The 25,825-nt window shown below is 66.4% G+C and carries 32 protein-coding genes and 1 pseudogene; 6 read left to right on the top strand and 27 right to left on the bottom strand.

The genetic code is table 11. The features are described from left to right. The first annotated feature begins 99 nt into the window (after nucleotides 1-99). Nucleotides 100-564, top strand: a complete 465-nt coding sequence (locus tag ASD42_RS00135) for a VOC family protein (protein WP_056815027.1) — start codon at nucleotides 100-102, stop codon at nucleotides 562-564. Here the strand turns inward: ASD42_RS00135 and ASD42_RS33560 are convergent. Further along, nucleotides 521-823, bottom strand: a pseudogene (locus tag ASD42_RS33560) (winged helix-turn-helix transcriptional regulator); the annotation flags it as partial. The gene ASD42_RS00135 and the pseudogene ASD42_RS33560 sit on opposite strands and share 44 nt — an antisense overlap. A 62-nt stretch (nucleotides 824-885) precedes the next feature. Between ASD42_RS33560 and ASD42_RS34145 the strand changes: the two are divergent. Continuing rightward, a complete protein-coding gene (locus ASD42_RS34145; RefSeq protein ID WP_156677350.1) occupies nucleotides 886-1,062 on the top strand; it encodes a VOC family protein in 177 nt (58 codons plus the stop codon). 19 nt (nucleotides 1,063-1,081) lie between these two features. Here ASD42_RS34145 and ASD42_RS00140 read toward each other — a convergent pair whose 3' ends face one another. Beyond that, nucleotides 1,082-1,462: a winged helix-turn-helix transcriptional regulator gene (locus tag ASD42_RS00140; protein ID WP_056815030.1), complete on the bottom strand. Its 381-nt coding sequence runs from the start codon at nucleotides 1,460-1,462 to the stop codon at nucleotides 1,082-1,084. A 95-nt stretch (nucleotides 1,463-1,557) separates the two neighbouring features. Between ASD42_RS00140 and ASD42_RS00145 the strand changes: the two genes are divergently transcribed. Both ASD42_RS00145 and ASD42_RS00150 read left to right on the top strand, forming a co-directional pair. Then, nucleotides 1,558-2,424 carry an alpha/beta fold hydrolase gene (locus ASD42_RS00145; protein ID WP_056808940.1) on the top strand — a complete coding sequence of 289 codons (867 nt, stop codon included), beginning with the start codon at nucleotides 1,558-1,560 and terminating at the stop codon, nucleotides 2,422-2,424. A gap of 136 nt (nucleotides 2,425-2,560) precedes the next feature. Next, nucleotides 2,561-3,091 (top strand): hypothetical protein, encoded by a 531-nt coding sequence (locus tag ASD42_RS00150; RefSeq protein WP_156677351.1) that lies wholly within the window; start codon nucleotides 2,561-2,563, stop codon nucleotides 3,089-3,091. A gap of 37 nt (nucleotides 3,092-3,128) precedes the next feature. Here the strand turns inward: ASD42_RS00150 and ASD42_RS00155 are convergent, their stop codons facing one another. From ASD42_RS00155 to ASD42_RS00175, 4 genes are all read right to left on the bottom strand, one after another. Continuing rightward, a complete protein-coding gene (locus ASD42_RS00155) occupies nucleotides 3,129-3,944 on the bottom strand; it encodes an SAM-dependent methyltransferase (RefSeq protein ID WP_056808943.1) in 816 nt (271 codons plus the stop codon). 271 nt (nucleotides 3,945-4,215) lie between these two features. Beyond that, nucleotides 4,216-4,428 (bottom strand): DUF2283 domain-containing protein, encoded by a 213-nt coding sequence (locus tag ASD42_RS00160; protein ID WP_056808945.1) that lies wholly within the window; start codon nucleotides 4,426-4,428, stop codon nucleotides 4,216-4,218. Nucleotides 4,429-4,853: 425 nt separating this feature from the next. Beyond that, a complete protein-coding gene (locus ASD42_RS00170) occupies nucleotides 4,854-5,261 on the bottom strand; it encodes a hypothetical protein (RefSeq protein WP_056808949.1) in 408 nt (135 codons plus the stop codon). A 232-nt stretch (nucleotides 5,262-5,493) separates the two neighbouring features. Further along, nucleotides 5,494-5,709 (bottom strand): hypothetical protein, encoded by a 216-nt coding sequence (locus tag ASD42_RS00175; RefSeq protein ID WP_056808951.1) that lies wholly within the window; start codon nucleotides 5,707-5,709, stop codon nucleotides 5,494-5,496. Nucleotides 5,710-6,020: 311 nt separating this feature from the next. On the opposite strand from ASD42_RS00175, the gene ASD42_RS00180 reads away from it, so the two are divergent. After that, entirely contained in the window at nucleotides 6,021-7,337 is a 1,317-nt protein-coding gene (locus ASD42_RS00180; RefSeq protein ID WP_056808953.1) for a helix-turn-helix transcriptional regulator, read from the top strand. Here ASD42_RS00180 and ASD42_RS00185 read toward each other — a convergent pair. From ASD42_RS00185 to ASD42_RS00195, 3 genes are all read right to left on the bottom strand, one after another. Then, the gene (locus tag ASD42_RS00185; RefSeq protein WP_056808955.1) at nucleotides 7,324-8,049 is read right to left on the bottom strand and encodes an HAD family hydrolase; all 726 of its coding nucleotides are present in this window, start codon (nucleotides 8,047-8,049) and stop codon (nucleotides 7,324-7,326) included. The two genes, ASD42_RS00180 and ASD42_RS00185, sit on opposite strands and share 14 nt — an antisense overlap. 267 nt (nucleotides 8,050-8,316) lie before the next feature. After that, a complete protein-coding gene (locus ASD42_RS00190; protein WP_235569233.1) occupies nucleotides 8,317-8,949 on the bottom strand; it encodes an HAD family hydrolase in 633 nt (210 codons plus the stop codon). Nucleotides 8,950-9,047: 98 nt separating this feature from the next. After that, a complete protein-coding gene (locus tag ASD42_RS00195) occupies nucleotides 9,048-9,197 on the bottom strand; it encodes a hypothetical protein (RefSeq protein ID WP_156677353.1) in 150 nt (49 codons plus the stop codon). Nucleotides 9,198-9,517: 320 nt separating this feature from the next. Between ASD42_RS00195 and ASD42_RS00200 the strand changes: the two genes are divergently transcribed. Beyond that, a complete protein-coding gene (locus ASD42_RS00200; RefSeq protein WP_082843946.1) occupies nucleotides 9,518-9,910 on the top strand; it encodes a MarR family winged helix-turn-helix transcriptional regulator in 393 nt (130 codons plus the stop codon). Nucleotides 9,911-9,953: 43 nt separating this feature from the next. Here ASD42_RS00200 and ASD42_RS00205 read toward each other — a convergent pair whose 3' ends face one another. The 18 genes from ASD42_RS00205 to ASD42_RS00285 form a co-directional block, all read right to left on the bottom strand. After that, a complete protein-coding gene (locus ASD42_RS00205; RefSeq protein ID WP_056808961.1) occupies nucleotides 9,954-10,823 on the bottom strand; it encodes an alpha/beta fold hydrolase in 870 nt (289 codons plus the stop codon). Between the two features lie 66 nt (nucleotides 10,824-10,889). Beyond that, on the bottom strand, nucleotides 10,890-11,561 hold the full coding sequence (locus ASD42_RS00210; protein ID WP_056808963.1) for a hypothetical protein: 672 nt from the start codon (nucleotides 11,559-11,561) through the stop codon (nucleotides 10,890-10,892). A 25-nt stretch (nucleotides 11,562-11,586) separates the two neighbouring features. Then, a complete protein-coding gene (locus ASD42_RS00215) occupies nucleotides 11,587-12,306 on the bottom strand; it encodes a DUF6390 family protein (protein ID WP_056808965.1) in 720 nt (239 codons plus the stop codon). 29 nt (nucleotides 12,307-12,335) lie between these two features. Then, nucleotides 12,336-13,409, bottom strand: a complete 1,074-nt coding sequence (gene hypE / locus ASD42_RS00220; RefSeq protein ID WP_056808967.1) for a hydrogenase expression/formation protein HypE — start codon at nucleotides 13,407-13,409, stop codon at nucleotides 12,336-12,338. Continuing rightward, nucleotides 13,402-14,514: a hydrogenase formation protein HypD gene (hypD, locus tag ASD42_RS00225; protein WP_056808969.1), complete on the bottom strand. Its 1,113-nt coding sequence runs from the start codon at nucleotides 14,512-14,514 to the stop codon at nucleotides 13,402-13,404. Before hypD ends, hypE begins: the two co-directional genes overlap by 8 nt. Then, nucleotides 14,511-14,849: a HypC/HybG/HupF family hydrogenase formation chaperone gene (locus ASD42_RS00230; RefSeq protein WP_056808971.1), complete on the bottom strand. Its 339-nt coding sequence runs from the start codon at nucleotides 14,847-14,849 to the stop codon at nucleotides 14,511-14,513. Before ASD42_RS00230 ends, hypD begins: the two co-directional genes overlap by 4 nt. 17 nt (nucleotides 14,850-14,866) lie before the next feature. Continuing rightward, nucleotides 14,867-17,242, bottom strand: a complete 2,376-nt coding sequence (hypF, locus tag ASD42_RS00235) for a carbamoyltransferase HypF (protein ID WP_056808973.1) — start codon at nucleotides 17,240-17,242, stop codon at nucleotides 14,867-14,869. Beyond that, nucleotides 17,239-17,481, bottom strand: coding sequence for a HypC/HybG/HupF family hydrogenase formation chaperone (locus tag ASD42_RS00240; RefSeq protein ID WP_056808975.1), 243 nt, complete (start codon nucleotides 17,479-17,481; stop codon nucleotides 17,239-17,241). The genes hypF and ASD42_RS00240 overlap by 4 nt, the downstream gene beginning before the upstream one ends. Nucleotides 17,482-17,484: 3 nt before the next feature. Then, entirely contained in the window at nucleotides 17,485-18,027 is a 543-nt protein-coding gene (locus ASD42_RS00245) for a hydrogenase maturation protease (protein WP_056808977.1), read from the bottom strand. Between the two features lies 1 nt (nucleotide 18,028). Then, nucleotides 18,029-18,148, bottom strand: a complete 120-nt coding sequence (locus tag ASD42_RS35775; protein ID WP_371852078.1) for a DUF6893 family small protein — start codon at nucleotides 18,146-18,148, stop codon at nucleotides 18,029-18,031. A gap of 15 nt (nucleotides 18,149-18,163) precedes the next feature. Then, entirely contained in the window at nucleotides 18,164-19,513 is a 1,350-nt protein-coding gene (locus ASD42_RS00250) for a hypothetical protein (RefSeq protein ID WP_056808979.1), read from the bottom strand. Beyond that, nucleotides 19,510-20,157: a DUF6084 family protein gene (locus tag ASD42_RS00255; protein ID WP_056815040.1), complete on the bottom strand. Its 648-nt coding sequence runs from the start codon at nucleotides 20,155-20,157 to the stop codon at nucleotides 19,510-19,512. The genes ASD42_RS00250 and ASD42_RS00255 overlap by 4 nt, the downstream gene beginning before the upstream one ends. Then, a complete protein-coding gene (locus tag ASD42_RS00260; RefSeq protein WP_174551923.1) occupies nucleotides 20,157-20,789 on the bottom strand; it encodes a DUF5947 family protein in 633 nt (210 codons plus the stop codon). The genes ASD42_RS00255 and ASD42_RS00260 overlap by 1 nt, the downstream gene beginning before the upstream one ends. Next, nucleotides 20,786-21,715, bottom strand: coding sequence for a NifU family protein (locus ASD42_RS00265; RefSeq protein WP_056815044.1), 930 nt, complete (start codon nucleotides 21,713-21,715; stop codon nucleotides 20,786-20,788). The genes ASD42_RS00260 and ASD42_RS00265 overlap by 4 nt, the downstream gene beginning before the upstream one ends. 5 nt (nucleotides 21,716-21,720) lie before the next feature. Next, a complete protein-coding gene (locus tag ASD42_RS00270) occupies nucleotides 21,721-23,517 on the bottom strand; it encodes a nickel-dependent hydrogenase large subunit (RefSeq protein ID WP_056808981.1) in 1,797 nt (598 codons plus the stop codon). Between the two features lie 12 nt (nucleotides 23,518-23,529). Further along, nucleotides 23,530-24,585 carry a hydrogenase expression protein HypE gene (locus ASD42_RS00275; protein ID WP_056808983.1) on the bottom strand — a complete coding sequence of 352 codons (1,056 nt, stop codon included), beginning with the start codon at nucleotides 24,583-24,585 and terminating at the stop codon, nucleotides 23,530-23,532. A gap of 71 nt (nucleotides 24,586-24,656) precedes the next feature. Then, nucleotides 24,657-25,466, bottom strand: a complete 810-nt coding sequence (gene hypB / locus ASD42_RS00280) for a hydrogenase nickel incorporation protein HypB (protein ID WP_056808985.1) — start codon at nucleotides 25,464-25,466, stop codon at nucleotides 24,657-24,659. After that, nucleotides 25,424-25,798, bottom strand: coding sequence for a hydrogenase maturation nickel metallochaperone HypA/HybF (locus ASD42_RS00285; protein WP_056808987.1), 375 nt, complete (start codon nucleotides 25,796-25,798; stop codon nucleotides 25,424-25,426). The genes hypB and ASD42_RS00285 overlap by 43 nt, the downstream gene beginning before the upstream one ends. Between the last annotated feature and the right edge of the window lie 27 nt (nucleotides 25,799-25,825).

Raw genomic sequence — 25,825 nt, forward strand, 5'->3', positions numbered from 1 at the left:
ATTGCCACGAGTAGAGGACATTCACTGTCCTCTACCGGTGACAGGGTGGAATTCGTCGCCCTCCGGCGGCGAAAACCACTCGAAGGGACACCGATCACCATGACGGTCAACGCTGTTGCCCACCTGAACTTCCACGGTCAGGCCCGTGCGGCCCTGGAGTTCTACCAGTCGGTGTTCGGGGGTCAGCTCACCCTCGTCACCTACGCGGACTTCGGGATGCCGGCCGAACTGCCCGACGCGACCAAGGTGGTGTTCGGTCAGCTCGTTGCCGACAACGGGTTCCGAGTCATGGCGTACGACGTGCCCGGCAAGGACACCCCTGCTGCGGCCACGCCCACCACCCGCCGTGAGAACGGCACGACCATCACCGAGGAGCGGTTCTTCCTTTCCGTGCGTGGCGAGACCGTCGACGAGGTCGGCGCACTGTGGGAAGGCCTCGCCGAGGGCGCGACGGTGATCGAGGCATTCGGCCCAGCTCAGTGGGCGCCCGCTTTCGGGATGCTCAGTGATCGCTTCGGTGTCACCTGGATTCTCGACGTCGCGGCCGAATACATTCCGGCTTGAGCCGTGCTGTGCCCGTCGATCGGTCAGCGTGGGTCGACGGTGGGATGCGCGGCGGGAGTGATTCCAGATGCGTGCGCGACCAGCCACATAGTTCGTGCACGGTCGCGAGTAGGTCGATACCGGCCGCGGTGAGCGAATAGTCGACGCGGGGGTTGGCGGAGTGGTGGTCGTGGCGGGCGACGATCCCGTCAGCCTCCAACCCCCGCAGGGTCTGGGTGAGCATCTTGTAGCTGATGCCGTCGACCGACCGATGCAATTCGGCGAAGCGCCATCGCCGGGCCGCAGGACGCCCTCAGCGGGTACCGCGACACCGTCGGACCGGTGATCGTCGACGACCTCGACGCTGCCCAGCGATTCGTCACCGACATCGGCGGCGCGATCACCCGCGGACCGGTGGTCTCGGCGACAGATCGGGTGGTGTACGCGCGCCACCCCGATGGTGCGCACGTCGAATACGTGGAGTGGGCGGCCGACCTCCGATCGCACGTGCTCGGCTGACAGAGGGTTCACCGGACAGCTATACGCTGCTGTCGGCGGCCGCGTTGGCCAGGTCGATCTCGGGCATGTGCGCCTCGGCCCAGGCGCGCAGCGCGGCCAGCGGAATCTCCAGCGACAAGCCGAGTTCGGTGAGTTGGTAATGCACGCGCGGCGGTACGGTCGGCTCGACCCGGCGAGTGGCCAGGCCGTCACGGATGAGGCTGTGCAGTGTCACCGACAGCATCTTCTGCGACACTCCCGGCATCCGCCGCCGCAAGTCGGCGAACCGCACTTCCTGCGGCGCGGCGTCCGCGAGCACCTTGACCGCCATCGACGTCCATTTCGTCCCGATGCGGTCCAGTAGCTGACGCGTCGGGCACTGCGGATCGAAGACATCGCCGCGCTCTGGTCGGGTGGTCACCTCGACCTCACCACCTTTCGGGAAAGTGCCTTCTTGGCAGCCCAGCATAGGTTTCCTACCGTTTGCTGGTAACCAATCGTAACCAGGAGGCCTCGATGCTCGATTCCCCGCCCGCAGGCGTCACTCTGCACAAGATTCCCACCAACGGCATCTACGCCAACGTGGCGACAGCGGGTTCCGGTCCGGCTGTCGTACTCCTGCACGGTTTTCCACACACCTGGCAACTGTGGCGCGAGATCATCGGCCCGCTGGCCACAGCCCATCGTGTCATCGCACCGGACCTGCGAGGGCTCGGTGACAGCAGTCGGGCGCCGAACGGGTACGACGCGGGCACACTCGCCGCCGATATCGAAGGAATCCTCGACGCTCTCGACGAACCGTCTGCCGCCGTAGTGGCCATCGACGCGGGCACCCCGGTCGCGTTCTTGCTCGCCATGCGACGTCCGGACCGGATCCGACGCCTGATTCTCATGGAGTCGCTACTCGGTCGCCTTCCGGGCTGTGAGGAATTCCTGGCAGCGGGCCCACCGTGGTGGTTCGGCTTTCACGCTGTCCCCGGCCTCGCCGAATCCGTACTCACCGGCCACGAAGCCGAGTACATCGAATGGTTCCTCGACACGGGAACACGCGGAAACGGTGCACCACAACATCTTCGAGATGCCTTCGTCGACGCCTTTCGGCAACCGGAGGCCCTTCGCTGCGCCTTCGACTACTACCGCGCCCTCCCGATCAGCGCTCGTCAGATCGAAGACGCCGTCGCCACCGGCCCACTCACGGTGCCGACACTCGCCATCGGCGCGCACCCGGTCGGTGCCACTCTCGAGCGTCAACTCCGCCCGATCGCCGCCGATCTGATCGGCCACCTCATCCCCGACTGCGGACACATAATTCCCCTGGACCGACCGGCGGAACTTCTCCGTCTCGCCGTGCCTTTCCTTGCCGCCGAGGGTGATTCGTGGTGACCTGCCCGACAGTCGGTGCCCGCACGGTGGGACAGCGGGGTCGCCCCGGCCGCAAGGACACCGAGGGGAATCCCTGAGGCGAAGCTCCGGGTCGGGACCTGATGTGTCCGGCCAGCCCCGACGAGACCATTGAAGAATGGAAACCGTTGGTAATCAGACTATTTCAGCAGCCGTTCGACGGCGTCGCGGGATCGCCGCACTGGCATCGGTCGTCACGGTAGCGGGCATGCTCGGACTCTCGGCGGGAGTCGCGTCCGCGGACACCGCAGGCAGCTGTTTGTGGGCGGACACCTCCTACACACAGGGAACCACCGTCGGCGCCGGTGGCTGGACTTTCACCTGCGGCCGATCGCTGACCGGAGATATGCGCTGGGATCGCGGGGCGTCGGCGCATCCGACGAGCAGGGTCGCCAATCCAGGCGCCGCCACCGATCCCACCGGCCGTTTCAGCGCGGGAGCCATCCAGCCGGGCACCAGCTACAACGACTCCTGCGTGGGCGAGCAACTCGTCAGCGGTCGCGATTCGGTCTACGAAGCCGTACCGGACGGCCACGACCTGCGATGGCGCCCAGCGGGTTCGATCACACAGTGGCGTTTCGATCAGGGCGACGGCACTGCCCCGACCGCACGGTCCGTGAGCGAGTGCCGGGCGGATCCTCAATACTGAGCCCGACCACACACCGCACTTGCAGCGGGGTGGGCGGTCACTGCTGGAGCTGGCCCACTGCGGCGTAGGCACTCAGATCCCACGCCGTGCGGGGTCGTGGTGTGGCGAAGAGCGCGCGCACCTCGTCGCCGCTGACAGAGATGGGCGGCCACTGGTGTGGCGCGACCAAGCCTGGCGTGACGAGTCGGTACCGGGTCAGCATGGCCGTGATCTCTTTGCGTCCGCGTGGGTGGTAGGCGATGCCCGCAGCGCGCAAAGCCTGCGCGGCTGAGTGGATCTGATGGCCGTACACCTCATCGGTGATGTGGGTGAACACGATCCAGGTCCCGGCCGAAAGACGGTCGGTCAGCGCCGCGAACACGGCGGGAGCGTCAATGATCAGTTCCGCGGTGCCCGACACGCACACCGCGATCGGTCTCGCCGTGTCCATCACGGCACTGATATCGCCGAGGACGGTCGCGGTATCGGTGATATCGGTATCGGTGAAGAACCGGTTCGGTCCGGCCAGCATCGCACGGCCGTAGGCGGCGACCACGGGGTCGTTGTCGATGTAGAGGATCCGGGTGGTGCCGTTCCGGTGTCCGGCGATGTCATGGATGTTCGGGGCGTGCGGGTAGCCGCAGCCGAGTTCGACGAACTGGGAAACGCCGTGATGGTCGATCAGGTACTCGACCGCGCGCAGGGCAAACCGCCGGGATTCGGTGATCGCGAGCGTGATCTTGTTTGTTGCCAGAGTGGCGGCTAGCGCCTGGTCGGGAGTGTAGTGGTCTTTCCCGCCGAGTATCGCGTTGTGGAGGCGTGCGGGGGTGGACCGATACGGGTCGATCAGTGCGGACGGGTCGGTGGTGGTCATTGCGGGCTCCTGCCGCGTCTAGCGTCGACGATTGTGATTGCTGTTGTGGTGCAGCAGGATTGAATGCCGGTCGAGGTGACGCCGCCGCAGTCGGGTGCGGGTTCAGTTGGTACCCATACCCTGGTTTCGATCGGCCGAGGACGGCCTCGACGTCGACCGCTGTCGAATTGTTGATGGCTCAATTTGTTGCGAAGCAGCGGATTTGAGGTTGGAAGGAAGTGACGCGATCTCAGCTTGATCGCGGCAATATCGCGGCAATAGAGCCCGCGACTCAGCCGAGCTGCTCGGCTGCGCTGAGCGCCTCGGCGGGGATAATCGCTCGTGCGCCGATGATCTCGATTCCGAGCAGTAGATCATCGGAACTGAAGTCCAGGACTATATCTGCCCCTTCTACAGTGACGGTCTGCTGCCGCACAGCTTCCCCCGCTCCGATACGGCCTTCGAGGTAGATCATCGCGGCGTTCGCTTGCGCGTCAAAGGTCATTCGCACGAGTACGACTCCTGTCGTGACTGCGCTTGCTGGCGACCGTGTTTGGTAGAACTGGCCACGCTGCTGCACAGATTGATTCTCCCAATGTTCCTCCACACCAACGGCGCGGAAGTCCCTTCAATGACTTAGACGGCGCGAACGTGTATTCGGTTCCCTTGCAGTGGATATCGGTTCAGAGCGAGTCCCGAGTCGCCGGATCAGGGGTCAGGGCAGCAGGTACAAGCGTTCGTTCGGTAGCCGTGGCAGCCCCGCGCAGTGCCTGAAATCGACGACAACTGTGCCGGGCCGACGGGCTGTCACATCACATACGAACACCAACGCGGCGGTCAGGCACGCGACGAAATCCACTCGAACGCAGGAGAACTGGATCGTGAGGTGGATATCGGGCTCTTCGGGACGCGGTGAGCGACCGTCCTCATTCACCGGGAGTTCGACCGTGGCAGGCAGTCTCGGACGCATTCGAGAATGACAGCCCCCGATGGCCGGAACTTGCTGATGGCCGGAGAAACCCAGGTGCGAACCATCAACGTGTCCGGCGCTGGGGACGGTAAGCCGATGTCGCCGTCTCGGATCACCACGACCCGCGCTTTCCACAACCGAGCCACGTCGGCCGGGTCTCCGATCGGCCGGATATCGGAGCGCACCAGAAACGTCCACATGCGGGCGCGCGGGTGGCCGATGATCGGCAATGGTGCCAGGCCACGAAAGTCGAGTGTGGATTTGACCCGCTGGGCGAGGTCGGTGGGCATCATCACCGCACCGACGAACCCTGCCTGCATCGTGATCCGGCCCGTCGCCGGGTCGATCACGGTGGGCAGCGAACACACGCGACGATAGAACTCGCAGCGTGACCGCGGGGTTTCTGCATAGGCGGGTGGTCTGGCCTGAGTCATCGACTCTCCCCGGGCAACTCGGTCACGGGAGCACGTGGGCTGCTCACCTCGACCATGGGTGAAGCGGGCGCACTTGTGAGCCACCCGGCTTCGCGCATAGCCTCGAGCATGCTGACGAGTTCGCTGATCGACGGCCGTGGCACGGGCGTGGCGGGGGTGAGGTAGCTCATCGCGCACTCTGCCTTTCGGGCCGACGCTGCCCGGCCGCAATCTGCCACTCGGCCTGCCTGTTCTGGAAGGCATCGCCGTTGCGGCGCAACGCATGCAGGGCGCGCACCACACGCCACGGCGGTACGTTCAGGTTGCGAGCGATCGTGTCGGCGGTCAGCAGTCCACCGGGTCGGAGGATGGCGAGAACCTCGGCATCCAGTGTGGTTGTCATCGGGCCACCTCAGTTGACTCAGTAATCTGGCGGCAATGCTCGGCTACGGCAACCTCACGAATGCGGTCATCGGTCGGTCTCTTGGGAGCCCCACCGGTGGCGCGCGCTGGGGCAGCTTCCTCTAGGTGCACGCCGCGTCGGGCAGTAGTTGCCATCGTTCGGTCTCCGCTCGATCCGGGCCGGGTGGTTCCGTTACCCACATCTAGGAAACGGGCTACCTACACTGGCCGGAAAGGTGGCAAATGGTGAGGCAAGCGATTTGCCATAGCTGCGCGGTAGGCCCGAACCGACCCGCAAGTGGAGGGGCACTCATGACAGATCCGACGACCGAGCCCGAGCAAACGCCGGGTGACATCGCGAATCATCTTGCGCGGGAGATCAAACGCCGACGCCTCGATGCGGGGTTCAGCCAGCGCGGACTGGCCGCCGCGACCGGCTACACACGTCAGTACGTCTCAATGGCGGAGTGGGAAGACGCCAATCTGCCGTCTCAGGAACTGATCGCCGCGATCGACACCGCAGTCGGCGCGAAAGGCGACCTCGTTGCGATCCGCGCCGAAGCCAAAAGCACTAGACACCGATCCCGCCAACGTTCGAATCCGGTGGTCGCCGAGCCGCAAACCGGTTCGGCCGGATTGCCGGCCTCTTCCGAGTTGGGTCCAGACCGAGCGTTCGATTCCGGTTCGCCCACATCGCTGATGCGATCGCACGCTGTATCGGAAAGGTCCATCAGCAGTTTCACGGCCCTCACCGATCTACTGGCTGAGCAGCGTCAAAGCATCGGCCCTGATGCCCTGATCGGACCGATCGAAGCTCATCGAGACGCCGTAGCCGCCCTGTTCCGTGCTGCGACAGACGATCGAAGCAAGCAGCGCGCGGGGGCGCTCCTGACGGAAACATCGGTTGTGGCGAGCCGGGTTTGGAGCGCCATCGGTGACAGGTCGATGGCTCTCACACATTGCGCATTCGCCCGAAAGCTCGCGGACCAGTTGCAAGACAAAACGATGGGTGGGATCGCGCGCATATTCGAAAGCAACCTACGATCCGATGCTGCAACGTTGATCAGCTCGGACGGTGATGTGGTTATCGGGCTCCGAATACTGAAGGAGGCCGCCAACGTCTCCGATTTTCTACCGCCCGCCGCGCGAGCACGGATCGGGGCTGAGCAGGCGCAAGCCTATGCAGTGCTGGAACTGCGGGAGGAATGCGAGGAGGCGCTGGTTCGTGCCCAACGTGCCGCCGAGGACATCGATGAGAACGATCGTGCGGGGTTGTTCAACGACTGGAACACCACTCGCATTCAGGTCTATGTCGGCACGTGCCAACTCCTCCTCGGCCAACCTACGCGCGCGATCGCGGCACTCACCGAAGCGTTGAACACACCTGAGGGGAACAGCCCTAACGTCGATCTCGCCACGCGAGTAGACCTCGCCAGCGCCTACGTGCTGTCCGGCGAACTGGAAGAGGGCTGCCGTCTTCTCGGCGACACTTACGACGCACTGGCGGCCATGGGTAATCATCGCGGCCTCGAGCGTGCGCAAAGAGCAATCGAGCGGATGGCTCCCTGGCACAATGAGCGGCCCGTCCTCGCGATGCGGGAACGGGTCGACAGCATCAACGGCTACTGATCGACCTCAGGGTCGCGCGGATCGCCTGCAAGACCATGTCCGGTTCCAGTCGGTCGACGATCGCATCGGGTGAATGCTCCGACAGCGCTTCGGATGTCAGTCTGTGTGCGACGGCGACGACACCGAATCCCGCGTGACGCGCGGTCGCGATGTCGTTCGGCGCGTCACCGATGATGACTGTTCGTGTCGGGTCGAGCGGATACCCGAACCTTGCTCGGAATCGGTCGGCAACGAAGGCGGGCAGGTCGAACCTGTCTCGCGCATCCGAACCGAAAGCGCCGATGTCCAGGTCGAGATGTGAGTCAAGGCCCGCAACCGCAAGTTTGAATTCGGCTGAGACCCGCAGGTTTCCGGTGAGCGCCGTCTGGACGTACCCGTGTTCCGCCAAAACTGTGATGGTGCGAGCAGCGCCGGGATACGCAGGCTGGTCACGGGCAAGTTCCGCCTCACCTTGTGACATGACATCCATCACGACGGCGGGGTAACGGTTAAATCCGGCTTCCGCCGCCTCTTCAGTGACCCCGGAGGCAATGGCGGTATCGACGACGATCGATTCGTCGGTGTAGCCGTGCACGCGCGAAGCGGGGAAGACGACGTCGGACTCGTCAAGGTGGTATGTGCTCGCCACGGCCCGCCGGAGCCAGCGCAAGTCTGCGGGGATCAGTGTTCCGTCGACATCCCAGACAACTAGTCCCGCGTGTGTCTCACCCATACTCACGGATTCTTGCAGACCGTGTTGCCTCCCGCAGCGCGCCTTCAATCACTATGGGTGCTCGTAACTGGGCCTTGGCGGGTGCAGGAGGGCAGACTGATTAGGGCCTTCCGGTCGATCCGTGACCTGCGTCGTGTCCCCGATGGGCGCAAAGGTCGAGCGCTGTGGGCCTGTGCTTCGCATTCGGGGTGGCTGCCGGGTGTCGCGTCTCCACCGCGTACGCGTTGATCCCGCGATCTCAGCCTCTGGGGAGGATCTGGGGTAAGGCTAGCGCTCAGCCTTCACGATGTCGGGGAGCTCGGACAGGCTGAGGATTCGCCAGTCCGAAAGCTCCTTCACATCCTGCCGATCCTTGTGAATCCAGCCCCATGGCCCGCGCTGGATGTAGGCGGTTCGCATCCCGACCCTCATGGCCGGGGTGATGTCGTTGTCGATGCGGTCACCGACGTAGATGATCTGTTCAGCCGAGCATCCGGCGGCCTCGACAACCTTGTCGAAGAACGCGACATCGGGCTTTGCCACACCCCAATCATCGGAGGTTGCAATGAAGTCGGTCGGCAGATCGAGCCCACGCAGCAGGCCGCCCGCGCGTACGGTCTGGTTCCCGACGATGCCCACCCAGACACCCAACTCGCGGAGGGCCGACAGGGCAGGACGCACATCCGGATAGAGGTCGTCCTCGCCGAACCATTCGGGCTTGCCTGCATCCGCGCGGGCCTGGCGCTGCTGATCCAGATCGAACCCTGGCTTGAACACTTGGAAGGTCTCTCGGTAGTCCAGACCTCGGGCGATCACCGCGCCGAACACGGAGACGAAGGTATGGCGGGGTACGCCCAACCAGTCCGCCCAGGTGCCGTACTCCCTCGTCTCGTCCACAAGGGTCTCGCCGACATCGAACACAACAGCCTGGATCACCACAGCTCCTACCCCAACCGAAGACAGCGGGCACCGCTGTGCCGAGACAGTCTAGGGCGCGCGGGATATACACGCGCCCAGCATCAATGACTGTTGATCGACCCGATGGGCGCGCGGATGGCCTGAAAACTCGTGTCCGATTCCAGTCGGGCGACAATCGTCTTCCCCCACTCCGGCGCGGCGGCGTCGGACGCGCTGTCGCGTGATCCGAAGGCGACACCCGCTGCCACCATGGCAAATACGGTCGCGCGGCCATCCGACAAAGTACTGATCAGACAGTAGAATTTCCGAATCACGTGCACACACAACCGTTCTCGAAGGCACCGAGAAACGTTGTACGCGACGACAGAGGTCGGTCAGGCCGGCTGTTGCCGGGAGCTTTCCGGTGCGCACCACGGCCTCGGGTTCGGTCTCTTCTCAGCAGCGAGCAGCTCAGGAGATGGTCACGACTGTCCCCAGACGGGGACAGCGGGCACTTTTGTTCGTAAAGTTCATGATTGTGTCACCGAACTCGAATACCGCGGCTGTGGCCGGAGCTCTGTCCTTGCTCGCTATGAGGCTCGATCGCCTACTGCGCCTGCACCACGCCGACTCGCAGATCTCGTTGGTCCAGCGCTCGGCGCTCACCACACTCGTTCGCGACGGCGCGATGTCACCGGGTGCGCTCGCCACCAGAGAACGGGTGCGGCCGCCGTCGATGACGCGGACTGTCAACGCGTTGGCCGAGCTGGAACTGATCATGCGCAGCCCCCATCCGTCCGACGGCAGACAGGTCGTCGTCTCGGTCACGCGAGCTGGTCAGGCACTGGTGACCGATGAGGTCTCGGCCCGTGATTCCTGGCTCGCCGGGCAGTTGAGCAAGCTCTCCGACGAGCAGACTCTCCTGCTGAGGCAGGCTCTCGTGATCATCGGCCAAATCGGCGAGGCGGAAGCCGTGCCCGGGTGACGGACTGTAGCGAGCCCGCTCCCCCGGCACCGGGCAGCGCGCGTCAGCTCCTCGTGTCGAGAACCTCACGCAGCTTGTGCGCGAAGGCTTCTGGTTGGCCGGGGTAACCGAATTCATCGCCGGCGAAGCCGCCGTGGTGGCTCGGGAACACCGTCGCGTGCTGACCGAGAAGCTCGGCCAGCCGCACCGCGGTGCGGGCGGTGAAGGTGCCCGAGGATTCCTCGCCCACCGCGACCACGATCCGTGTCGGGGCAGCGGCGAGCGCAGCGAGGTCGGGGCGATAGCTACTCACGGCCCAGGACAGGTCCGAGAGCAGCGGGTCTTCGCGCGCGCCGTCGTCCTCGGTCGGCAGGCCGAACAGGGCGGGATCTGGATCGGGCTGGTCGAAGTAGTCCTCGGTGAACTCGCCCTGCCATGAAGTCATCGCGATGAAGCTCGCCATGCCCGCGCCGAAGCCCTTCGCCACGTAGGCATCTCGAAAACCGGCACGAGCGCGCTCGGCGGCCGCGGCGTCGGGAAGTACCGGGATCAACGGTGGCTCGTGTGCCACCAGCGTCGTCACATCCGTGGGGTAGGCGGTCACGAGGGCGAGCGCCACGACCGCACCCCCACTGCTGGCGAACATCTCGACCGAGTCGACGCCGAGTTCGCTGATGATGTCGTGCACATCCTCGGCGTGCACCGCCGGCACGTTGTCGATCCGACCGTCGGTACGGGTGCTGCGACCCAGACCGCGCGGGTCGTAGGTGATCACCGTGCGATCGCGCAAGTACGACGTCAAGGTGGTGAAGCCACTGGCGTCCATCGGCAAGCCGATCATGAACAGCGGCGGTCGGCCGTCGGTAGTGGGCAGCGGCCCGTGTACGTCATAGGTGAGGTTGCTCTCGGCCGTGGCGAGCGTCTGTGTCGTCATGCCAGTACTGACGTCGCCCGCGTCCGGAATTCATCGCAGGCGTCCGGGTCCGACGAAGTCCCCCGCTCAGTTCCCGGCGAGGACCGCGGCATCCACATACCGCGGATCACGCGCGATCGCGGCGAAACTCGACTCTCCGCCGACCGATTCCTCTACCTCCGCCAACCGGACGAGCAGATCGAAGTAGCTCGCCTCGGCAGTCCGTAGCTCCGCGATCGTCGCCGTGAGATCGATATCGGCTGCGAACCGCGCCCCGTTGACACCCACCAGCAGCGTCGCCAGCCACCCGTCCGAATCGGCCGCGAACATCGATCCGCTGGTCTCGGCCCAGAACAACACCGTGCTCGGCGCCACCTCGGAGCTCAACCGCCCCGCCGCGGCGAGCATCACCAGCGCGGTATAGATGTTCGACTCACAGAACCCGAAGTGCATCAGATACGCCTCGAGCGCTCCCTCCCGATACGTCAGAACATAGGTCAGCCCGCCGGCGTCCTCTCCGAAACAATCGGCGAAATACTCCCGTGGCGTCACCCCCTCCTCGGCCTGCCGCCAATCCGGCGACTTCCCGTCCCAGAACCACCGGTCATACATCGCGCCATGATTCTCGATGACCTCCGCCCCCGGCGCCGGCGTCTCCAGCCATTGCTCGAATGCCTCCCGCCCCATGGGAATTCGAGCAGCAACGACAAACGTGCCCGACACAACCGGCTCCTCATCGACCTCGACGGCACCCGTCATCGCGGACCGTCCTCGCTGAAAACGACTACCGTCGAACGGTACGCGCGGTGTCCGTCAACCGGCGGTTGGTCACCCGCAGTTGCCGTGCGGTACTGGTGGCCAGCGCCCGTGTCTGATCGGAATCGAGGCGGCCACACACGCGCTCCCAATGCACGGCGACCCGGTCGCCGACCGCCACCTCGGTCGCGAGGTGATCATCCACCTCGGCGCGGTGCAGTACTGGACCCGACAACCGCAGGAGCGGACCGTCCAGGACCAACCGCCGACACCGGACGGAAGCAGCGCCGCCTTCGCGGGCCACCACGGTCCCCCAGGTGATGCGGCAGCTGTCCAGGATGCGGATCGGGTGCTCGTCGGCGCCACGTCCCAGCAGCCGGGTCCACGGATACACACCGAAGACATGGAATCCGTGGTTGGCGGCGGCTTCCTCGGCAAGGTCGGTGTTCAGATACGACCAGTAGTGTCCGGCCATCGGCGCGATGATCGCGAGCAGTTCGGTGGTGAACGCGCCGGCGTCGAGGTCGGCGCCGATCCCGCCACCGAGCCAATAGGACTCGACGAGCCGTCGGTCGAGCGGATCTGCGATGCCGGTCAGTCGCGACATCGCCCGCAGGTACGGCCAGGCTCCGGAGAACTGCCTGGCCAGCGCGCGGATCTCGGCGGCCGAGCCGTTGTGCAGCGCCCGCGCGTCAGCGGGACCGCAGTAGCCGAGCCGATTGGGCGCGTAGGCGTAGCGGGCGAACATCTCGGTCCCGTCGATGATCGCGCCTCCTGTCAGCAGATCCGTGGCAGTTGTTCTCCGGCGGGCAGATCCACCACCCGGGTGCCGCCGAGGGCGGTGCGAGCGACCACCATGCCCGGATGCTCCTCGACGCACACGCCGATGGCTTCGGCCCGAGCGCCCAGCGGATGAGCCCGCATCGCCGCGAGCACCCGGTCGGCGTCCTCGGGGGCGACGAAGGCGACCAGCTTGCCCTCGTTGGCGACATACATCGGATCGAGCCCGAGCAACCCACACGCATCGCGGACCGCATCGGGCACCGGAAGCTTCCTTTCATCCAGTGCCACACCGACTTTCGCGACGCCGGCGATCTCGTTGAGCGTGGCCGCGACCCCACCGCGGGTCGGGTCACGCAGCACGTGCACATCGGCGCCGGTGGCCAGCATCGCGGCGACCAGACCGTTGAGCGGGGCGGTGTCGCTACAGACCGTGGTGCCGAATTCGAGACCTTCACGGCAGCTCATCACCGCGACGCCGTGCACCCCGATGTCACCGCTGACGAGGACGACGTCGCCGGGGCGGGCACGCTGCGGGCGGATGTCGATGCCGTCGTCGATGATGCCGATGCCCGCGGTGTTGATGAAGATGCCGTCGCCGTGGCCGGAGTCGACTACCTTGGTGTCGCCGGTGACCAGCTTGACCCCTGCCGCGAGGGCGGCGGTGCCGACAGCCTCGGCGACCCGGGCGATCTCGGCGAGTGCGGTGCCTTCTTCGAGGATGAACGCCGTGGACAGCACCATCGGCCGCGCGCCCGCCATGGACAGGTCGTTGACGGTGCCGTTGACGGCCAGGTCCCCGATCGACCCGCCGGGGAAAGCCAGGGGTTTGACGACGAAGGAGTCGGTCGAGAAGGCCAACCGCACCCCACCCACGGCGAGCACCGCCGAATCGCCCATGCCCGCTTCGGCCGCGGAGCCGAACGCGGGCAGGAACAGGTGCTCGATCAGTTCGCCCGACATCGCTCCCCCGCCACCGTGGCCCATCACGATGGTCGGTGAGTCGCGCAGCGGCATCGGGCACACCCAGCTGTCCATGTCGACTCCGGCCGCCACGTTGTCCTCACGCATGAGCCACCTCCGAGGGCAGGTCGAGGCGCCGGTACAGGTAGTACGCCGCGCAGGCGCCTTCGGAGGAGACCATGGTGGCCCCCAACGGGTTTCGCGGTGTGCACTGCTTGCCGAAAGCGGCGCATTCGTGCGGCTTGATCAGTCCCTGCAGTACCTCGCCGGAGCGGCAGATCGAGGATTCCTCGGTGTGCAGGTCGGTGACCGCGAACCGGTGCTCGGCGTCGTAGGCGCGGTAGCGTTCCGAGAGACGCCAGCCGCTGTCGGGGATCACGCCGATGCCGCGCCAGGCACGGTCGGTGACCTCGAAGACGTCGGTGAGCATCGTCTTCGCGGCGAGGTTTCCTTCGGCGCGGACCGCACGGGGATAGGCGTTCTCGAGCTGGTGTCTGCCGTCCTCGAGCTGAGTCACGGTGCGCCGGATGCCTTCCAGGATGTCGAGTGGCTCGAAGCCGGTGACCACCATCGGCACTCCGTACTTGTCGGCCAGCGGCGGGTACTCCTCGGTGCCCATGACACTGCAGACGTGCCCGGCGGCCAGGAAGCCCTGGACCCGGCACTTCGGCGATTCCATGATCGCGGCGATGGCAGGTGGGACGAGCACGTGCGAGACCAACAGCGAGAAGTTCTCGATGCCCAGCTTTTTGGCCTGATAGACAGTCATCGCGTTGGCCGGTGCGGTGGTCTCGAAGCCGATGCCGAAGAACACCACCTGCCGATCGGGGTTCTGTCTGGCGATGGTGAGCGCGTCCAGTGGTGAGTACACCACTCGCACATCACCGCCTTCGCTCTTGACCCGGAACAGGTCGCGTTCGCTACCCGGTACCCGGAGCATGTCGCCGAAGGAGCAGAAGATCACCCCGGGCTGCGCGGCGATCTCGAGCGCCTTGTCGATCACCTCGAGCGGGGTGACGCACACGGGGCAGCCGGGGCCGTGGATCATCTCGATCTCGTCGGGCAGCAGTTGGTCGATGCCGTGGCGGATGATCGAATGGGTCTGTCCGCCACAGACTTCCATGATGGCCCACCGCTGGGAGGTGGTCGCGCGGATCTGGTCGAGCAGCTTCTTCGCCAGGTCGGGATCGCTGAATTCGTCGAGATACTTCATGACGTCACCTCCGTGTCGTCGCCGGAGTCGGTCGCTGCCGGTTCCGCCGTGGGATCGGGGAGCCCGGATTGTTTGGCGGCGAGGGCGAACCCGTCGCCGAACTCCTCGTTGAGCACACCGAGGTGCTCGAATTCGGCCAGTGTGCGCAACGCCGATTCCTCGTCGAGGCGCTGGATGGCGAAGCCGACGTGGACCACGACGTAGTCGCCGATCGCCGCGTCCGGAATGTATTCCAGGCACACGTCTTTGTGCACGCCGCCGAAGTCGACGACCGACATCATGGTGCCGTCGCGTTCGTGCAGGCTGAGCACCTTTCCCGGGACTGCCAGGCACATCGCTGCTCTCCTTTCGCTCAACCCGCACCGGCGGCGAGTAGTTGTCCGAACGCGAGACCACCGTCGTTGGGCGGCAGTCGGCGATGAGTGATGACGTGGAATCCGTTGTCGCGCAGCGTGGTGCGTGCCGCCGAGAGCAGCAACGCGTTCTGGAACACCCCACCCGAGAGCGCGACGGTCGTCGGGCGCGGTGCGAAATCCAGAGCCAGGTCCAGGACCAGCGCCGCCACGGCGTGGTGGAAACGCGCGGCGATCACGGCGGCCGGGACGCCGTGATCGGCGTCGGTGACCACGGCGGCCACGACCGGGGCCGGGTCGATCACCGCCGGGTCGGCGGTGTGGTCGAGGCCGAACCGGTAGCTGCGCGAGCCGGGGTCGGCGGCGCGCGCGAGGGCCTCGAGTTCGATCGCGGCCTGGGCTTCGTAGTCGACGATGTGGCGGACCCCGGCCAGCGAGGACACGGCGTCGAAGAGCCGTCCCATGCTCGACGTCGGGGTGCACCCGAAGCCGGAGCCGAATTGGTGTGCCAGCACCGCTCGTTCGTCGTCGGGGCAGGCAGCGACCGAGGCGATCGTGTCCGACCAGTCCAGTCCCGCCGACCACAGATGCGCCAGCGCCATCCGGTAGGGCCGGTGCACGCTGACATCCCCACCCGCGAGCGGCACGTACTGCAGGTGCGCGAGCCGCCGGTAGCCCTTGTAGCCGGCGGCCAGGACTTCACCGCCCCAGATGGCGCCGTCGGGCCCGAATCCGGTGCCATCGAACGCGATCCCGGTGACGGTGTCCGAGGCGCCGAGTCCGTGTTCGCCCATGACCGCGGCGATGTGGGCGTGATGATGCTGCACGGTGTGCACCGGACGGCCTGCGGCGTGGGTGCGCGCCCAGGTGGTGGATCGGTAGCGCGGGTGCGCGTCGGCGACGAGCTGGGTGGGTCGGACCCCGGTCAGTTCCGCGAGGTGCTCGGCGGCGGAGTCGAAGGCGCGCAGGGTGGCCAGGTCGTCCATGTCGCCGATGTGCTGGCTGAGCCAGGCATAGCGGCCTTCGCCGACCGCGCAGGTGTTCTTCATGTCCGCGCCGACAGCGAGCATCGGCGGTACCGGGACGGGCAGGGTCAGCGGGAGGGGTGCATAGCCGCGCGAGCGGCGCAGGGGTAGTTCGATGCCGTCGACGACACGCACCACCGAGTCGTCGCAGGGGGTGAGGATGCGGCGGTCGTGCGACAGCCAGCCGTCGGCGAGTTCGGCGAGCCGGGTGCGGGCATCGGAGTCGTCGAAGCAGATCGGTTCGCCGCCGAGATTGCCGGAGGTCATCACGAGCACCCGCGGGGCGGGCCGGTCGCCCGACAAGCCGAACAGCAGCAGGTGCAGCGGTGTATAGGCGAGCATGACGCCCAGGTCGGGGTTGCGGGGCGCGACCGAAGGCGCCAGGTCGATGGGGTCGCGGTCGCACACGACTCGCGAGTCGGCGTCGGACGCCGCCGTGGCGGGAAGTGGCCTGCGGGCGAGCAGGACGATGGGGCGTTGGGGGCCGGTGAGTAGCACCGCGGCGGTGTCGTCGACCTCCGCGATCGCACGGGCGGTGGCGAGGTCGGGAACCATGACGGCGAAAGGCTTGTCGCCGCGCCGCTTTCGACCCCGCAAGGTGGCCACGGCACGCTCGTTCGTGGCATCACAGGCGAGGTGGTAACCACCGATGCCTTTGACCGCGAGAATCCCGCCGTCGCGCAACAGGTTTCGCGCCGAGTCCAGTGGCTCATCAGGCCCGGTGGTGGGGTGCGCGGTGCCATGGGTACCGGCCGGCGAGCCGGCGGGGCCGAGGTAACCGAGACGGGGGCCGCAGTCCGGGCAGGCGATGGGCTGGGCGTGGAAGCGGCGGTCGGTGGAGTCGGTGTATTCGGCGGCGCAGCGGTCGCACATCGGGAAGTCGGCCATCGACGTGCGGGATCGGTCGTAGGGCAGTTCGGCGATGATGGTGAACCGGGGACCGCAGTTGGTGCAGTTGATGAAGGGGTGGCGGTAGCGGCGGTCGGTGGGATCGGCGAGTTCGGTGGCGCAGTCGGCGCAGATCGCGACATCGGGTGAGGCCAGGGTGCGGCCGCCGCCGTCGCGGGTGGTGTCGGCGATGCGGAATCCGGTGCCGCCGTGCAGCGCGACGGGGGTCTGCTCGACCGATTCGACGACGGCCAGCGGCGGTGGGTGCTCGCGCAGGCGTCGCGCGAACTCGTCCAGATCGGCAGGGGCGCCTTCGATTTCGATTATCACGCCAGAGCTGTCGTTGGCCACCGACCCGGACAGGGACAGCTCGGCGGCGGTGGTGTAGACGAAGGGCCGGAAGCCGACGCCCTGAACCACGCCGCGGACCACGAGGCGGCGGCGTTGCCGGCCGGCGGTCATGGCTGTTCACCTCGTCCGAGCAGGTTCAGCCCGGCCAGCGCGGTGGCCGCCCCGGCTTCGTCGGTCTTCTCCACGGCCAGGCCCATGTGGATGATCACCCAGTCGCCGGGACGGACCGGATCCTGCTCCAGCAGGCCGATGTTCACCTTCCGGTCCTCGCCGGAGACCGTCACCAGGGCGAGTTGACCGTGGTAGCCGTCGAGGATCTCCACGACCTGCCCGGGGATGCCGAGGCACATGGTTCACCCCTCCGATCGGTTCGACGGCGCGACAGGCCCGTGCGAGTCGGTGACCGGCTCAGGCGGGTCCGCGATCGACTCGTGCGGATCGGCGACCAGTCGCGCGAGGACCGCTATCACCGCCTCGACAGCAGGATCGACCGCGGCACCTACCGGATCGGACAGGCCGATGCCCTCCTCCACCGAGTCGACCTGGCAGCCGACGACGACGGTCGGTGGCAGGGTTCCGCCCAGCGCGCGGACGCTCGCGAACACCGCGTCGGGGTTCATGGCGTGCGCGTCGAGCTGCGCCGCGCCCGCTGGGTCGGGTTCGGCGTGGAAGACCGCGAGGGTGCCGGGCGCGCCGCGGTCGGGGACGGCGTCGACGAGTACCAGCGCATCCCACGGATCGAGCAGGTCGTAGGCCAGGTGCATGCCGCGGATGCCGTAGTCGACCACGCGCACGGTCTCGCCGTGCGGCGGTAGTCGCCGCACCACTTCGGGCCCGAAGCCGTCGTCGCCGAGGAAGATGTTGCCGATCCCCGCAACGAGCACCCGCGCCGTCATGTCACATCCGGCGCATCTTCAGGTAGCGCTGGACATCCGGTATCGAACGCACGCCGAGCACCGCGGCGGCGGCTGCCGCCACGGCGGCGAGCGCCACCGCGATCATTCCTATCGTGGCCATGATTGACCTCTTCTCTCATTCTCGTTGGCTGTCGAGCGGTTCGATCTCCTCCGGGGCGAAATACAGGTACCGGCCATACCATTCGTGCAGTTCGGCGGCGGGGTCGTCCTCGATGACCACGCCGACGTGGGATTGCCCGTCGACATCGGCGTGCACCGAGACGACCTTGGCGGTGCGGCCGTCGTAGAACAGATCGTGGGCATCGGCGCGCCGAGACGGATGCAGGCGCACCCTGCTGCCGTTGCGGACCCGGACCGCGCCGACCATGATCGCGTCGGTATCGGGGCGAACAGCGTTGTCGGCCAACGGGTCCCACCAGTCGACGCCGTCGGGCACCTCGGGGATCAGCGCGGCCTGCTCGGCGTGCGGATTCCGCAGGACACCGTGCAGCTGCTGCAATGCCTCCGGTGTCATCGCGTCGCAACGGTCGATGATCTGCGCCGCCCGCTCGTCGGTCGCGCGAGCCTGGGCCTTCTCGTCGTCGGTCATGGTCATGACGCGCAGGGTGAGGATCTCGTCGATCTCGGTGGAGTCGAACAGCGGTCCCTCGCTCTGCTCGGCGATCTCGGGGTGGTCGTAGAGGATGATGGGCGAGATCAGCACGATGCTGTGGTCGCCGGGTGGCCCGGCCAGCACCGGGAAACACCGGTGCTGGGCGCATCGGGCGACGGCCGCTTCAGCGTCGGGTGGCGGTTCGAGCAGGGAAACCCATTGGCCGCCTTCGGTTTCGGCGATGATATGCGCGCCGATCAGGGAGCGGGCGATGGCGTCATACTGGTCGGTCGCGGGGGTGCCGGTATTGCGGAGGGTGAGGTTCAGACGCAGAAAGCGCTCGTCACGGTCCACGGTCAGCTGGACTTCCGCGTCGAGGTGAGCGCGGTGTCGGACCAGTCGTCCGGCCGGTGCGCCGTCGGGGCCGGGGATCGTCTCGAAGTCGGTGCCTGCCGGAATCGTCAGCCGCGCGGTCGAATCGGTCAGCGGCAGCGGACCGATCACCTGTTCGCGCTCGACCGCCTCGTCCCAGCTGATCCACGATCGGCCGTCGGCGACGAGCTCGGCGACCGGTGTGTTCCCGGCGTCCTCGACGGTCCGACGCTGCAGCTGTAGAAACCGTACGGTCAGCGTGACCGAGGCGGACGCGTCCGCGTCGAGCTCATCCGCGTCGAGCAGACATTGGGCCGACAGTTCCGGGTCCTCGCCCAGTCCGGCCGCGGCCGCCCCGGTGGGGCCCAGGACACCGAACTGCCAGCGCGACTGGTTCTTTCGCGAGTTGGCCCGGTACGGGTACAGCAGGTAGCCCTCGTAGAGCACCGCGTCGGCGACCGCGCGTGCCCTGGCCTGCGATCTGGTCAGCTCGATGCTCATGGGTCCTCCTCGGCAGTGTCGAGCAGGCGCAGTACCGCGTCGTCGAAACCGAGCATCCCGTGGCTGGATTTGTACGCGGCGAGCGCGTCGAGGGTCTCGCGCCGCAGCCGCACCCAGCCCGAGTTCGGGAAGTTCGTGGCCATCATGTCGTCCCAGACCGAGACCGGCATCTCGAACTTGTCCTCGCGGTCCCACGGAATCTGCTGCACCGCGAAACCGGTGGAGCCCCGGATGAAGACAGTGCCGCTGAACAGGAAGATCAGCGGCACTGTCCCCTCGCGTAGGGCGTGCAGGTATTTGGAGCCGCTCACCTCGAAGTCGTAGGTACACGGCATCGGCAGGTCAACTTGCGCGCCGCCGTGGAAGCCGGGAACCATGGTGGCGCAGTGCATCCAGAGGAAGGAGCGCTGGGTGTCGCGCCAGCGCTCGCGTGGGCCGAACAGGTCGACCAGGCCCGCGCTCTCCTCGTCGGTGTAGCCGCGGCGGTGCGGTTCGATCCGCACCTGCGCGCGCAGGGCGATGGCGTGCACCGGTTCCTCACCGAGTACCGCGATGCCGATCCGGGCCGACAGCGTCGGCGTCGCGGCATAGGGCTCCGGCGCGATGTCGAGCACCGCGAAGGTCGTCGAGTAGGCCGGGCACATCACACACCACCCGGTCGCGCACGCGCCGAGACCGCGGCGAAGAACTCGTCGAGATAGCGGTGCACGTCCTGACCGCCGTCGAATCCGCGCCACAGCATCCGCATCCGGCCGACGAATTCGTAGCAGGTGTCGATGGGCAGCAGCAGGCAGGCTGCCTCGGCGGTGCCCCGCTCGGGGACCCGGATCATCAGTGCCTCCACGTCGGGGACCGCGACAGCGATCTCCGGGTGCCGCTCGAGCACCGTGCGCCATTGGTCGAGGGGCAGTTCGGATTCGGTGGCGCCGGCCGGTCCCGGATAGAACGCGACGGTGCGGCCCAGCGCCGAGTTGTCGAAGAAGAACGCCAGGCCCACCGGGATCTCGAGCGCGTCCCATTCGCCGTGGCCGATGGTGAAGTCAGGGAAGCGCAGGTACCGGTCGGGCACGGCGCGGTATCGCAGGACCGCGTTCTGGTCGGTGAACAGCAGATAGCAGCCCCGGCACACGCACAACAGTTGGCGCCCTTCGACATTCACCACATGCTGATGCTCTTCGGCGATGGCCTCGGCGCACATCTCACATCGCTCGCCCGCCGGGACGGCGGGTTTGCGGTCGACGGTGAGGCGCCGCAGCACCCCCAGCCCAGAACTCACCCGGCCACCCCCACGGGCACGGCCACCGAGAGCTCCCCGGCGCGTACCAGCACCGGCAGTGGTTCCAGATGTCCTTCGCCGTCGACTCTGGCACCGGCATGGACGGCGTCGTAGTGCGCCCGGCAGGTCGGGCAGCGCAACACGGCGTCACCGACCGGGAAACCCATCCGGCGATGCAAAACCGCGCCGGCGAGCGAGTTGTCGCAGGCGGGACAGTGATCGCGGTAGACGAACAGATCGTCACCGACTCGGCAGGCGAGCACGGTCTGCCCACCGATGACGAAGCCACCGACCTCGCCCGCACCGAGTTCTCCCAGTTCCGGAACCGCTATCCAGCTCCCGTGCTGCGACTCGACCGGGTGGGGGTCGGCGTGCACCCGAGCGAACAACGAATCGGCGGAGATCAACGAATCCGTCGATTCCGGTTGCGCGGCAGCCACTTCGATCGACTCGATCTCCGGCGCGGCGGCGCGCACCGCGTCCTCCACCGCCAGTTCCAGGGTCACCGACGAGGAGGGGCAGGTGCGACAACTGCCCGACAGTTCGAGGCGCACGACGCCGTCGGCCACGCCGAGCAGTTCCACGTCACCACCGTGGGACCCCAGGTAGGGGCGCACGCTGTCGAGTGCCGCGCGGACCCGGGTGTGCACGTCGTGCGGATGCAGGCCGTGTACCAGCAGCAGACTCGCGATCAGATCGTCGGCGACGAGTCGCTCACGGATGCCACCATCGACCAGGTCCAGGACGCGCGCCAGCCCGGCACCGTAGAGGTCGGCGACCTCTCGCACCAGTTGCTCGGCACGCTCGCGAGCGACGACGCCACCCGCCGAACTCGCGTTCAGCAGGGTCTCGATCCGGTCGCCTGCGCCGCGCCACCGGTCCGGGTCGAACGCCGCCTCGTCGTGCTCCCCCGGACGATCCGGCATCACCGTTACTCCCCGGTGAGCGTCTGGGTCGGCGAGTGGAGTTTGTCCAGGGACTTGCCGTTGCCGAGGTACATGTGCACACCGCACGGCAGGCAGGGATCGAAGCTGCGCACAGTACGCATGATGTCGATGCCCTTGAAGTGCTCGCGGTCGTTCTCCTCGAAGATCGGTTGGCCCTGCACCGCGTCCTCGTAGGGTCCCGGCGTGCCGAAACTGTCGCGGGGGTTGGCATTCCACGGCGTCGGCGGATACGGGTGGTAGTTCGCGATCTTGCCGTCCCTGATCACCATGTGGTGGGACAGGACCCCGCGCACCGCCTCGGTGAACCCGCAGCCGATGCCCTCGTCGGGTACCTCGAAGTGCTCCCACGTCTTGGTCCGTCCCGCTCGGATCTCCACGAGCGCCTGCTCCGCGAAGTGCAACGCACTGGCCGCGGCGTAAGCCTGGAAGTAGGTGCGGGCGCGGTTGCGTTCGATGGTGTTGCTGCCGAACGCGGGAATCTGCCATTCGAAGCTGACCGGGCCCTTCAACGCGGTCTTGGGCAGGTTGATCTGCACGCTGTGCCCGGTCGACTTCACGTAGCCGATGTCGACGAGCCCGGCCAGCGCCGTCGACCACAGCCGCGCCAGCGGCCCACCGCCGGTGTCGAGGGCCAGATGGTCGGTGCCGTCGAACCAGCGCGGCGACATCACCCAGCTGTACTTGTCGTCCATGTCGCGCTTCTGTGGCTTGGGGTTGGTGTGCTGGTTCCAAGGGTGACGGCGGTCGACCGGATTACCGAGCGGGTCGGTCTTCACGAACATTTCCTGGTCGGTCCAGTCGTCGTAATACGAACTGCCCAACAGGATTCGGATACCGAGATTGATGTCGACCAGGGACGTGGTGACCAGTTTTCCGTCGACGACCACGCCGGGGGTGACGAACATCCGCCGACCCCACTCCTCCATGTCCTTGTACTCGAAATTGCACACCTCAGGGTCTTGGAAGGAGCCCCAGCAACCCAGCAGGGTGCGCCGCAGTCCGACCTGTTCGTAGCCCGGCAGCGCCTCGTAGAAGAAGTCGAAGAGATCGTCGTGCATCGGCACGACCTTCTTCATGAATTCGACGTAGCGCATCAGGCGCGTCATGTAGTCGGTCATCAGCTGGATGGTCGCGACGGTTCCCACACCGCCGGGATACAGCGTCGACGGGTGCACATGCCTGCCCTCCATCAGGCAGAACATCTCCCGGGTGTAGCGGCTGACCTGCAGCGCTTCCCGGTAGAACTCGCCGGTGAACGGATTGAGCGCGCGCATGATGTCGGCGATGGAGCGATAGCCGTGCTCGGCCGAATGCGGTGCGGTGGTCTTCTCCGCCTGGGCCAGGACGCCGGGGTTGGTCTCGGCGACCATCTTCTCGCAGAAATCCACGCCGACCAGATTCTCCTGGAAGATATTGTGGTCGAACATGTATTCCGCGGCCTCACCGAGATTGACGATCCACTCGCCCAGGTGCGGCGGTTTCACCCCGTAGGCCATGTTCTGGGCATAGCAGGAACAGGTGGCGTGATTGTCGCCGCAGATCCCGCAGATGCGGCTGGTGATGAAATGCGCGTCGCGGGGGTCCTTGCCCCGCATGAAGATCGAGTAGCCGCGGAAGATGGACGAGGTGCTGTGACACTCGACCACTTCACGGTTCTCGAAATCGATCTTGGTATAGATTCCCAGGCTGCCGACGATGCGGGTGATCGGGTCCCAGGCCATTTCGACCAGGCTGTCGGGATCGATCCGCTTGTGTGACGGCTCGGGGATGATGGCAGTCATTCCAATCGCCTCCTACCAGGTGCGGGTGGCGCCGGATTCCAGCTTCTCGCCCTTGTGCCGCCAACGCGGCTCCTTGTCCACCGTGCGTCCGGTGATGTGGCGCAGACTGCGGATCACCGACCCGTACAGCCCTGATGCCGTCGCGGAGATCTTGCCGCCGGGCGGCTCGTCCATGAACGGCATGAATTTGTCCGGGAATCCCGGCATGGTGCAGCCGATGCAGATGCCGCCCACGTTCGGGCAGCCACCGACGCCGTTGATCCAGCCCCGCTTGGGGACGTTGCATTTGACCACCGGGCCCCAACATCCCAGTTTCACAATGCATTTCGGGGAGCCGTACTCGTCGGCGAAGTCGCCTTCCTCATAATAGCCCGCCCGATCACAGCCTTCGTGGACGGTGGCGCCGAACAGCCATTTCGGGCGCAGCGCCTCGTCGAGGGGAATCATCGGGGCCTGTCCGGTGGCCATGTAGAGCAGGTAGGTCAGCGTTTCGGACATGTTGTCCGGATGGGCCGGACACCCGGGCACGCACACGATCGGGATTCCGGCCTTGGATTTCCAGTCCCAGCCGAGGTAGTCCGGCACACCCATCGCGCCGGTGGGGTTACCCGCCATGGCGTGGATGCCGCCGTAGGTGGCACAGGTGCCGACCGCGACCACCGCGGTGGCCTTCGGGGCCAGCCGATCGAGCCATTCACTGGTCGTCATCGGCTGTCCGGTGGCGGGATCGTTGCCGAAACCGCACCAGTAGCCGTCCTCGTGGAGCTGTTCGTTCGGGATGGAACCTTCCACCACGAGCACGAACGGTTCGAGTTCACCACGGTCGGCTTTGAAGAACCATTCGAGGAAATCGTCGGCGCCGCCGGTGGGACCGCATTCGAAGTCGATCAACGGCCAGTGGACCGCGATCTGTGGGAGGCCGGGAAGAGCGCCGAGCGCGATCTCCTCGATACTGGGCTGCGTCGCGGCGGTCAGCGCGACCGAATCACCGTCACAACTGAGGCCCGCGTTGATCCACAGCACATGGATCAGGGCCTGTTCTGCTTTGATTGCTTCCTGGGTAGGCATGGGCTGCGCCACTTTCTGAAGCGAGATCGCAGGCTCGCGGGAACCTACGCTGTGATCCTGATCACGTCAGTCTATGTCGCCGGTGAGTGATCCTCAATAGTTGCCGATCGCTGCCGACGGAGCCAGTCGTACCACCGCGCCATGCCGGAACCGCTGGTCACCGACAGTGGAAGGATCTGCGCGTGCGGGTTGATCCTCGCCGCGTATTCCCGGCATTTGTCCAGGTCGAAGTCGACATAGGGCAGCAGGTCGATCTTGTTGACGAGGACCAGAGAGGCCGCGGCGAACATGTGCGGATACTTCAGCGGCTTGTCGGTGCCCTCGGTCACCGAGATAACCACAACTTTGCCGCGTTCACCGAGGTCGAACAATGCCGGGCACACCAGGTTGCCGACGTTCTCGACGAACAGCAGCGTGCCGGGTGCGGGATCGAGTGACTCCAGCGCGCGGTAGGTCATCTCGGCGTCGAGATGACAGCCCGCGCCGGTATTGATCTGCACGACCCGACAGCCCGTCGCCCCGATCCGCTCGGCATCGAGCAGGGTTGCCTGATCGCCCTCGATCACCGCGATCGGCACCTCGGTGAACTCGCGGATCGTGCGTTCGAGCAACGTGGTCTTGCCCGCGCCGGGCGAGCTGGTCATGTTCAGCGCCAGGATGTCGCGGGCGGCGAGCCATTCGCGGTTGCGCTGGGCCAACAGGTCATTTTTGGCCAGGACTTTCTGCTCGAGGGTGATGGTCTCGGTCACCGGCAGGTGCACGTGATCGCCGCCGTGACCATGGCTGTGGCCGTGCGGTTCGTGTTCGTGTTCGTGTTCGTGTTCGTGCGGGAGGGTGATCACCGCGGCGTCGTCGTCGCCACATCCACAGGTTGCGCACATTCTCGGCTCACTTCCATCGAGCGGATTCGGAGTTCGTGCCCGGCTCTGATCTCGACATCGGCGCTGCCGCACTCGCACAGTGCGATCGGCTCGAGCACGGTGAACTCCGCGCCACAGCTTCGGCAGCCCGCCCGGCCGGGTACCACGTCGATCTCGAGGCGCGCACCCTCGGCCAGGGTGTCCTCGGCAGCGAGTTCGAAGCAGAACCGCATCGCCTCCGGAACGACCGCGCACAGCACGCCCACCTCCAGGAGCACGCTGTGCACCTGTGCACCCGCCGCGTGTTCGCATACGGCGTCGATGACACTCTGGGTGATCGCCATTTCGTGCATCGCAGTCTCGGCTCGTCGAGGGTGAAC

The sequence above is a fragment of the Nocardia sp. Root136 genome (genome assembly GCF_001427185.1).
Classification (GTDB): Bacteria; Actinomycetota; Actinomycetes; order Mycobacteriales; family Mycobacteriaceae; genus Nocardia; species Nocardia salmonicida.

What these genes read in the sequence shown, in the direction of transcription:
- ASD42_RS00275 (WP_056808983.1), bottom strand. Translation starts at nt 24,585, where the DNA reads ATGCCTACCCAGGAAGCAATCAAAGCAGAACAGGCCCTGATCCATGTG.
- ASD42_RS00160 (WP_056808945.1), bottom strand. Translation starts at nt 4,428, where the DNA reads ATGACCTTTGACGCGCAAGCGAACGCCGCGATGATCTACCTCGAAGGC.
- ASD42_RS00145 (WP_056808940.1), top strand. Translation starts at nt 1,558, where the DNA reads ATGCTCGATTCCCCGCCCGCAGGCGTCACTCTGCACAAGATTCCCACC.
- ASD42_RS00265 (WP_056815044.1), bottom strand. Translation starts at nt 21,715, where the DNA reads ATGCCGGATCGTCCGGGGGAGCACGACGAGGCGGCGTTCGACCCGGAC.
- ASD42_RS00255 (WP_056815040.1), bottom strand. Translation starts at nt 20,157, where the DNA reads ATGTGCCCGGCCTACTCGACGACCTTCGCGGTGCTCGACATCGCGCCG.
- ASD42_RS00195 (WP_156677353.1), bottom strand. Translation starts at nt 9,197, where the DNA reads ATGGTGGCAGCGGGTGTCGCCTTCGGATCACGCGACAGCGCGTCCGAC.
- ASD42_RS00210 (WP_056808963.1), bottom strand. Translation starts at nt 11,561, where the DNA reads ATGACGGGTGCCGTCGAGGTCGATGAGGAGCCGGTTGTGTCGGGCACG.
- ASD42_RS00285 (WP_056808987.1), bottom strand. Translation starts at nt 25,798, where the DNA reads ATGCACGAAATGGCGATCACCCAGAGTGTCATCGACGCCGTATGCGAA.
- ASD42_RS35775 (WP_371852078.1), bottom strand. Translation starts at nt 18,148, where the DNA reads ATGGCCACGATAGGAATGATCGCGGTGGCGCTCGCCGCCGTGGCGGCA.
- ASD42_RS00180 (WP_056808953.1), top strand. Translation starts at nt 6,021, where the DNA reads ATGACAGATCCGACGACCGAGCCCGAGCAAACGCCGGGTGACATCGCG.
- ASD42_RS00175 (WP_056808951.1), bottom strand. Translation starts at nt 5,709, where the DNA reads ATGACAACCACACTGGATGCCGAGGTTCTCGCCATCCTCCGACCCGGT.
- ASD42_RS00240 (WP_056808975.1), bottom strand. Translation starts at nt 17,481, where the DNA reads ATGTGCCTCGGCATCCCCGGGCAGGTCGTGGAGATCCTCGACGGCTAC.
- ASD42_RS00205 (WP_056808961.1), bottom strand. Translation starts at nt 10,823, where the DNA reads ATGACGACACAGACGCTCGCCACGGCCGAGAGCAACCTCACCTATGAC.
- ASD42_RS00150 (WP_156677351.1), top strand. Translation starts at nt 2,561, where the DNA reads ATGGAAACCGTTGGTAATCAGACTATTTCAGCAGCCGTTCGACGGCGT.
- hypB (WP_056808985.1), bottom strand. Translation starts at nt 25,466, where the DNA reads ATGTGCGCAACCTGTGGATGTGGCGACGACGACGCCGCGGTGATCACC.
- ASD42_RS00245 (WP_056808977.1), bottom strand. Translation starts at nt 18,027, where the DNA reads ATGACGGCGCGGGTGCTCGTTGCGGGGATCGGCAACATCTTCCTCGGC.
- hypF (WP_056808973.1), bottom strand. Translation starts at nt 17,242, where the DNA reads ATGACCGCCGGCCGGCAACGCCGCCGCCTCGTGGTCCGCGGCGTGGTT.
- ASD42_RS00250 (WP_056808979.1), bottom strand. Translation starts at nt 19,513, where the DNA reads ATGAGCATCGAGCTGACCAGATCGCAGGCCAGGGCACGCGCGGTCGCC.
- ASD42_RS00270 (WP_056808981.1), bottom strand. Translation starts at nt 23,517, where the DNA reads ATGACTGCCATCATCCCCGAGCCGTCACACAAGCGGATCGATCCCGAC.
- ASD42_RS00230 (WP_056808971.1), bottom strand. Translation starts at nt 14,849, where the DNA reads ATGTGCCTGGCAGTCCCGGGAAAGGTGCTCAGCCTGCACGAACGCGAC.
- hypD (WP_056808969.1), bottom strand. Translation starts at nt 14,514, where the DNA reads ATGAAGTATCTCGACGAATTCAGCGATCCCGACCTGGCGAAGAAGCTG.
- ASD42_RS00155 (WP_056808943.1), bottom strand. Translation starts at nt 3,944, where the DNA reads ATGACCACCACCGACCCGTCCGCACTGATCGACCCGTATCGGTCCACC.
- hypE (WP_056808967.1), bottom strand. Translation starts at nt 13,409, where the DNA reads ATGCGTGAGGACAACGTGGCGGCCGGAGTCGACATGGACAGCTGGGTG.
- ASD42_RS00200 (WP_082843946.1), top strand. Translation starts at nt 9,518, where the DNA reads ATGAGGCTCGATCGCCTACTGCGCCTGCACCACGCCGACTCGCAGATC.
- ASD42_RS00185 (WP_056808955.1), bottom strand. Translation starts at nt 8,049, where the DNA reads ATGGGTGAGACACACGCGGGACTAGTTGTCTGGGATGTCGACGGAACA.
- ASD42_RS00215 (WP_056808965.1), bottom strand. Translation starts at nt 12,306, where the DNA reads ATGTTCGCCCGCTACGCCTACGCGCCCAATCGGCTCGGCTACTGCGGT.
- ASD42_RS00135 (WP_056815027.1), top strand. Translation starts at nt 100, where the DNA reads ATGACGGTCAACGCTGTTGCCCACCTGAACTTCCACGGTCAGGCCCGT.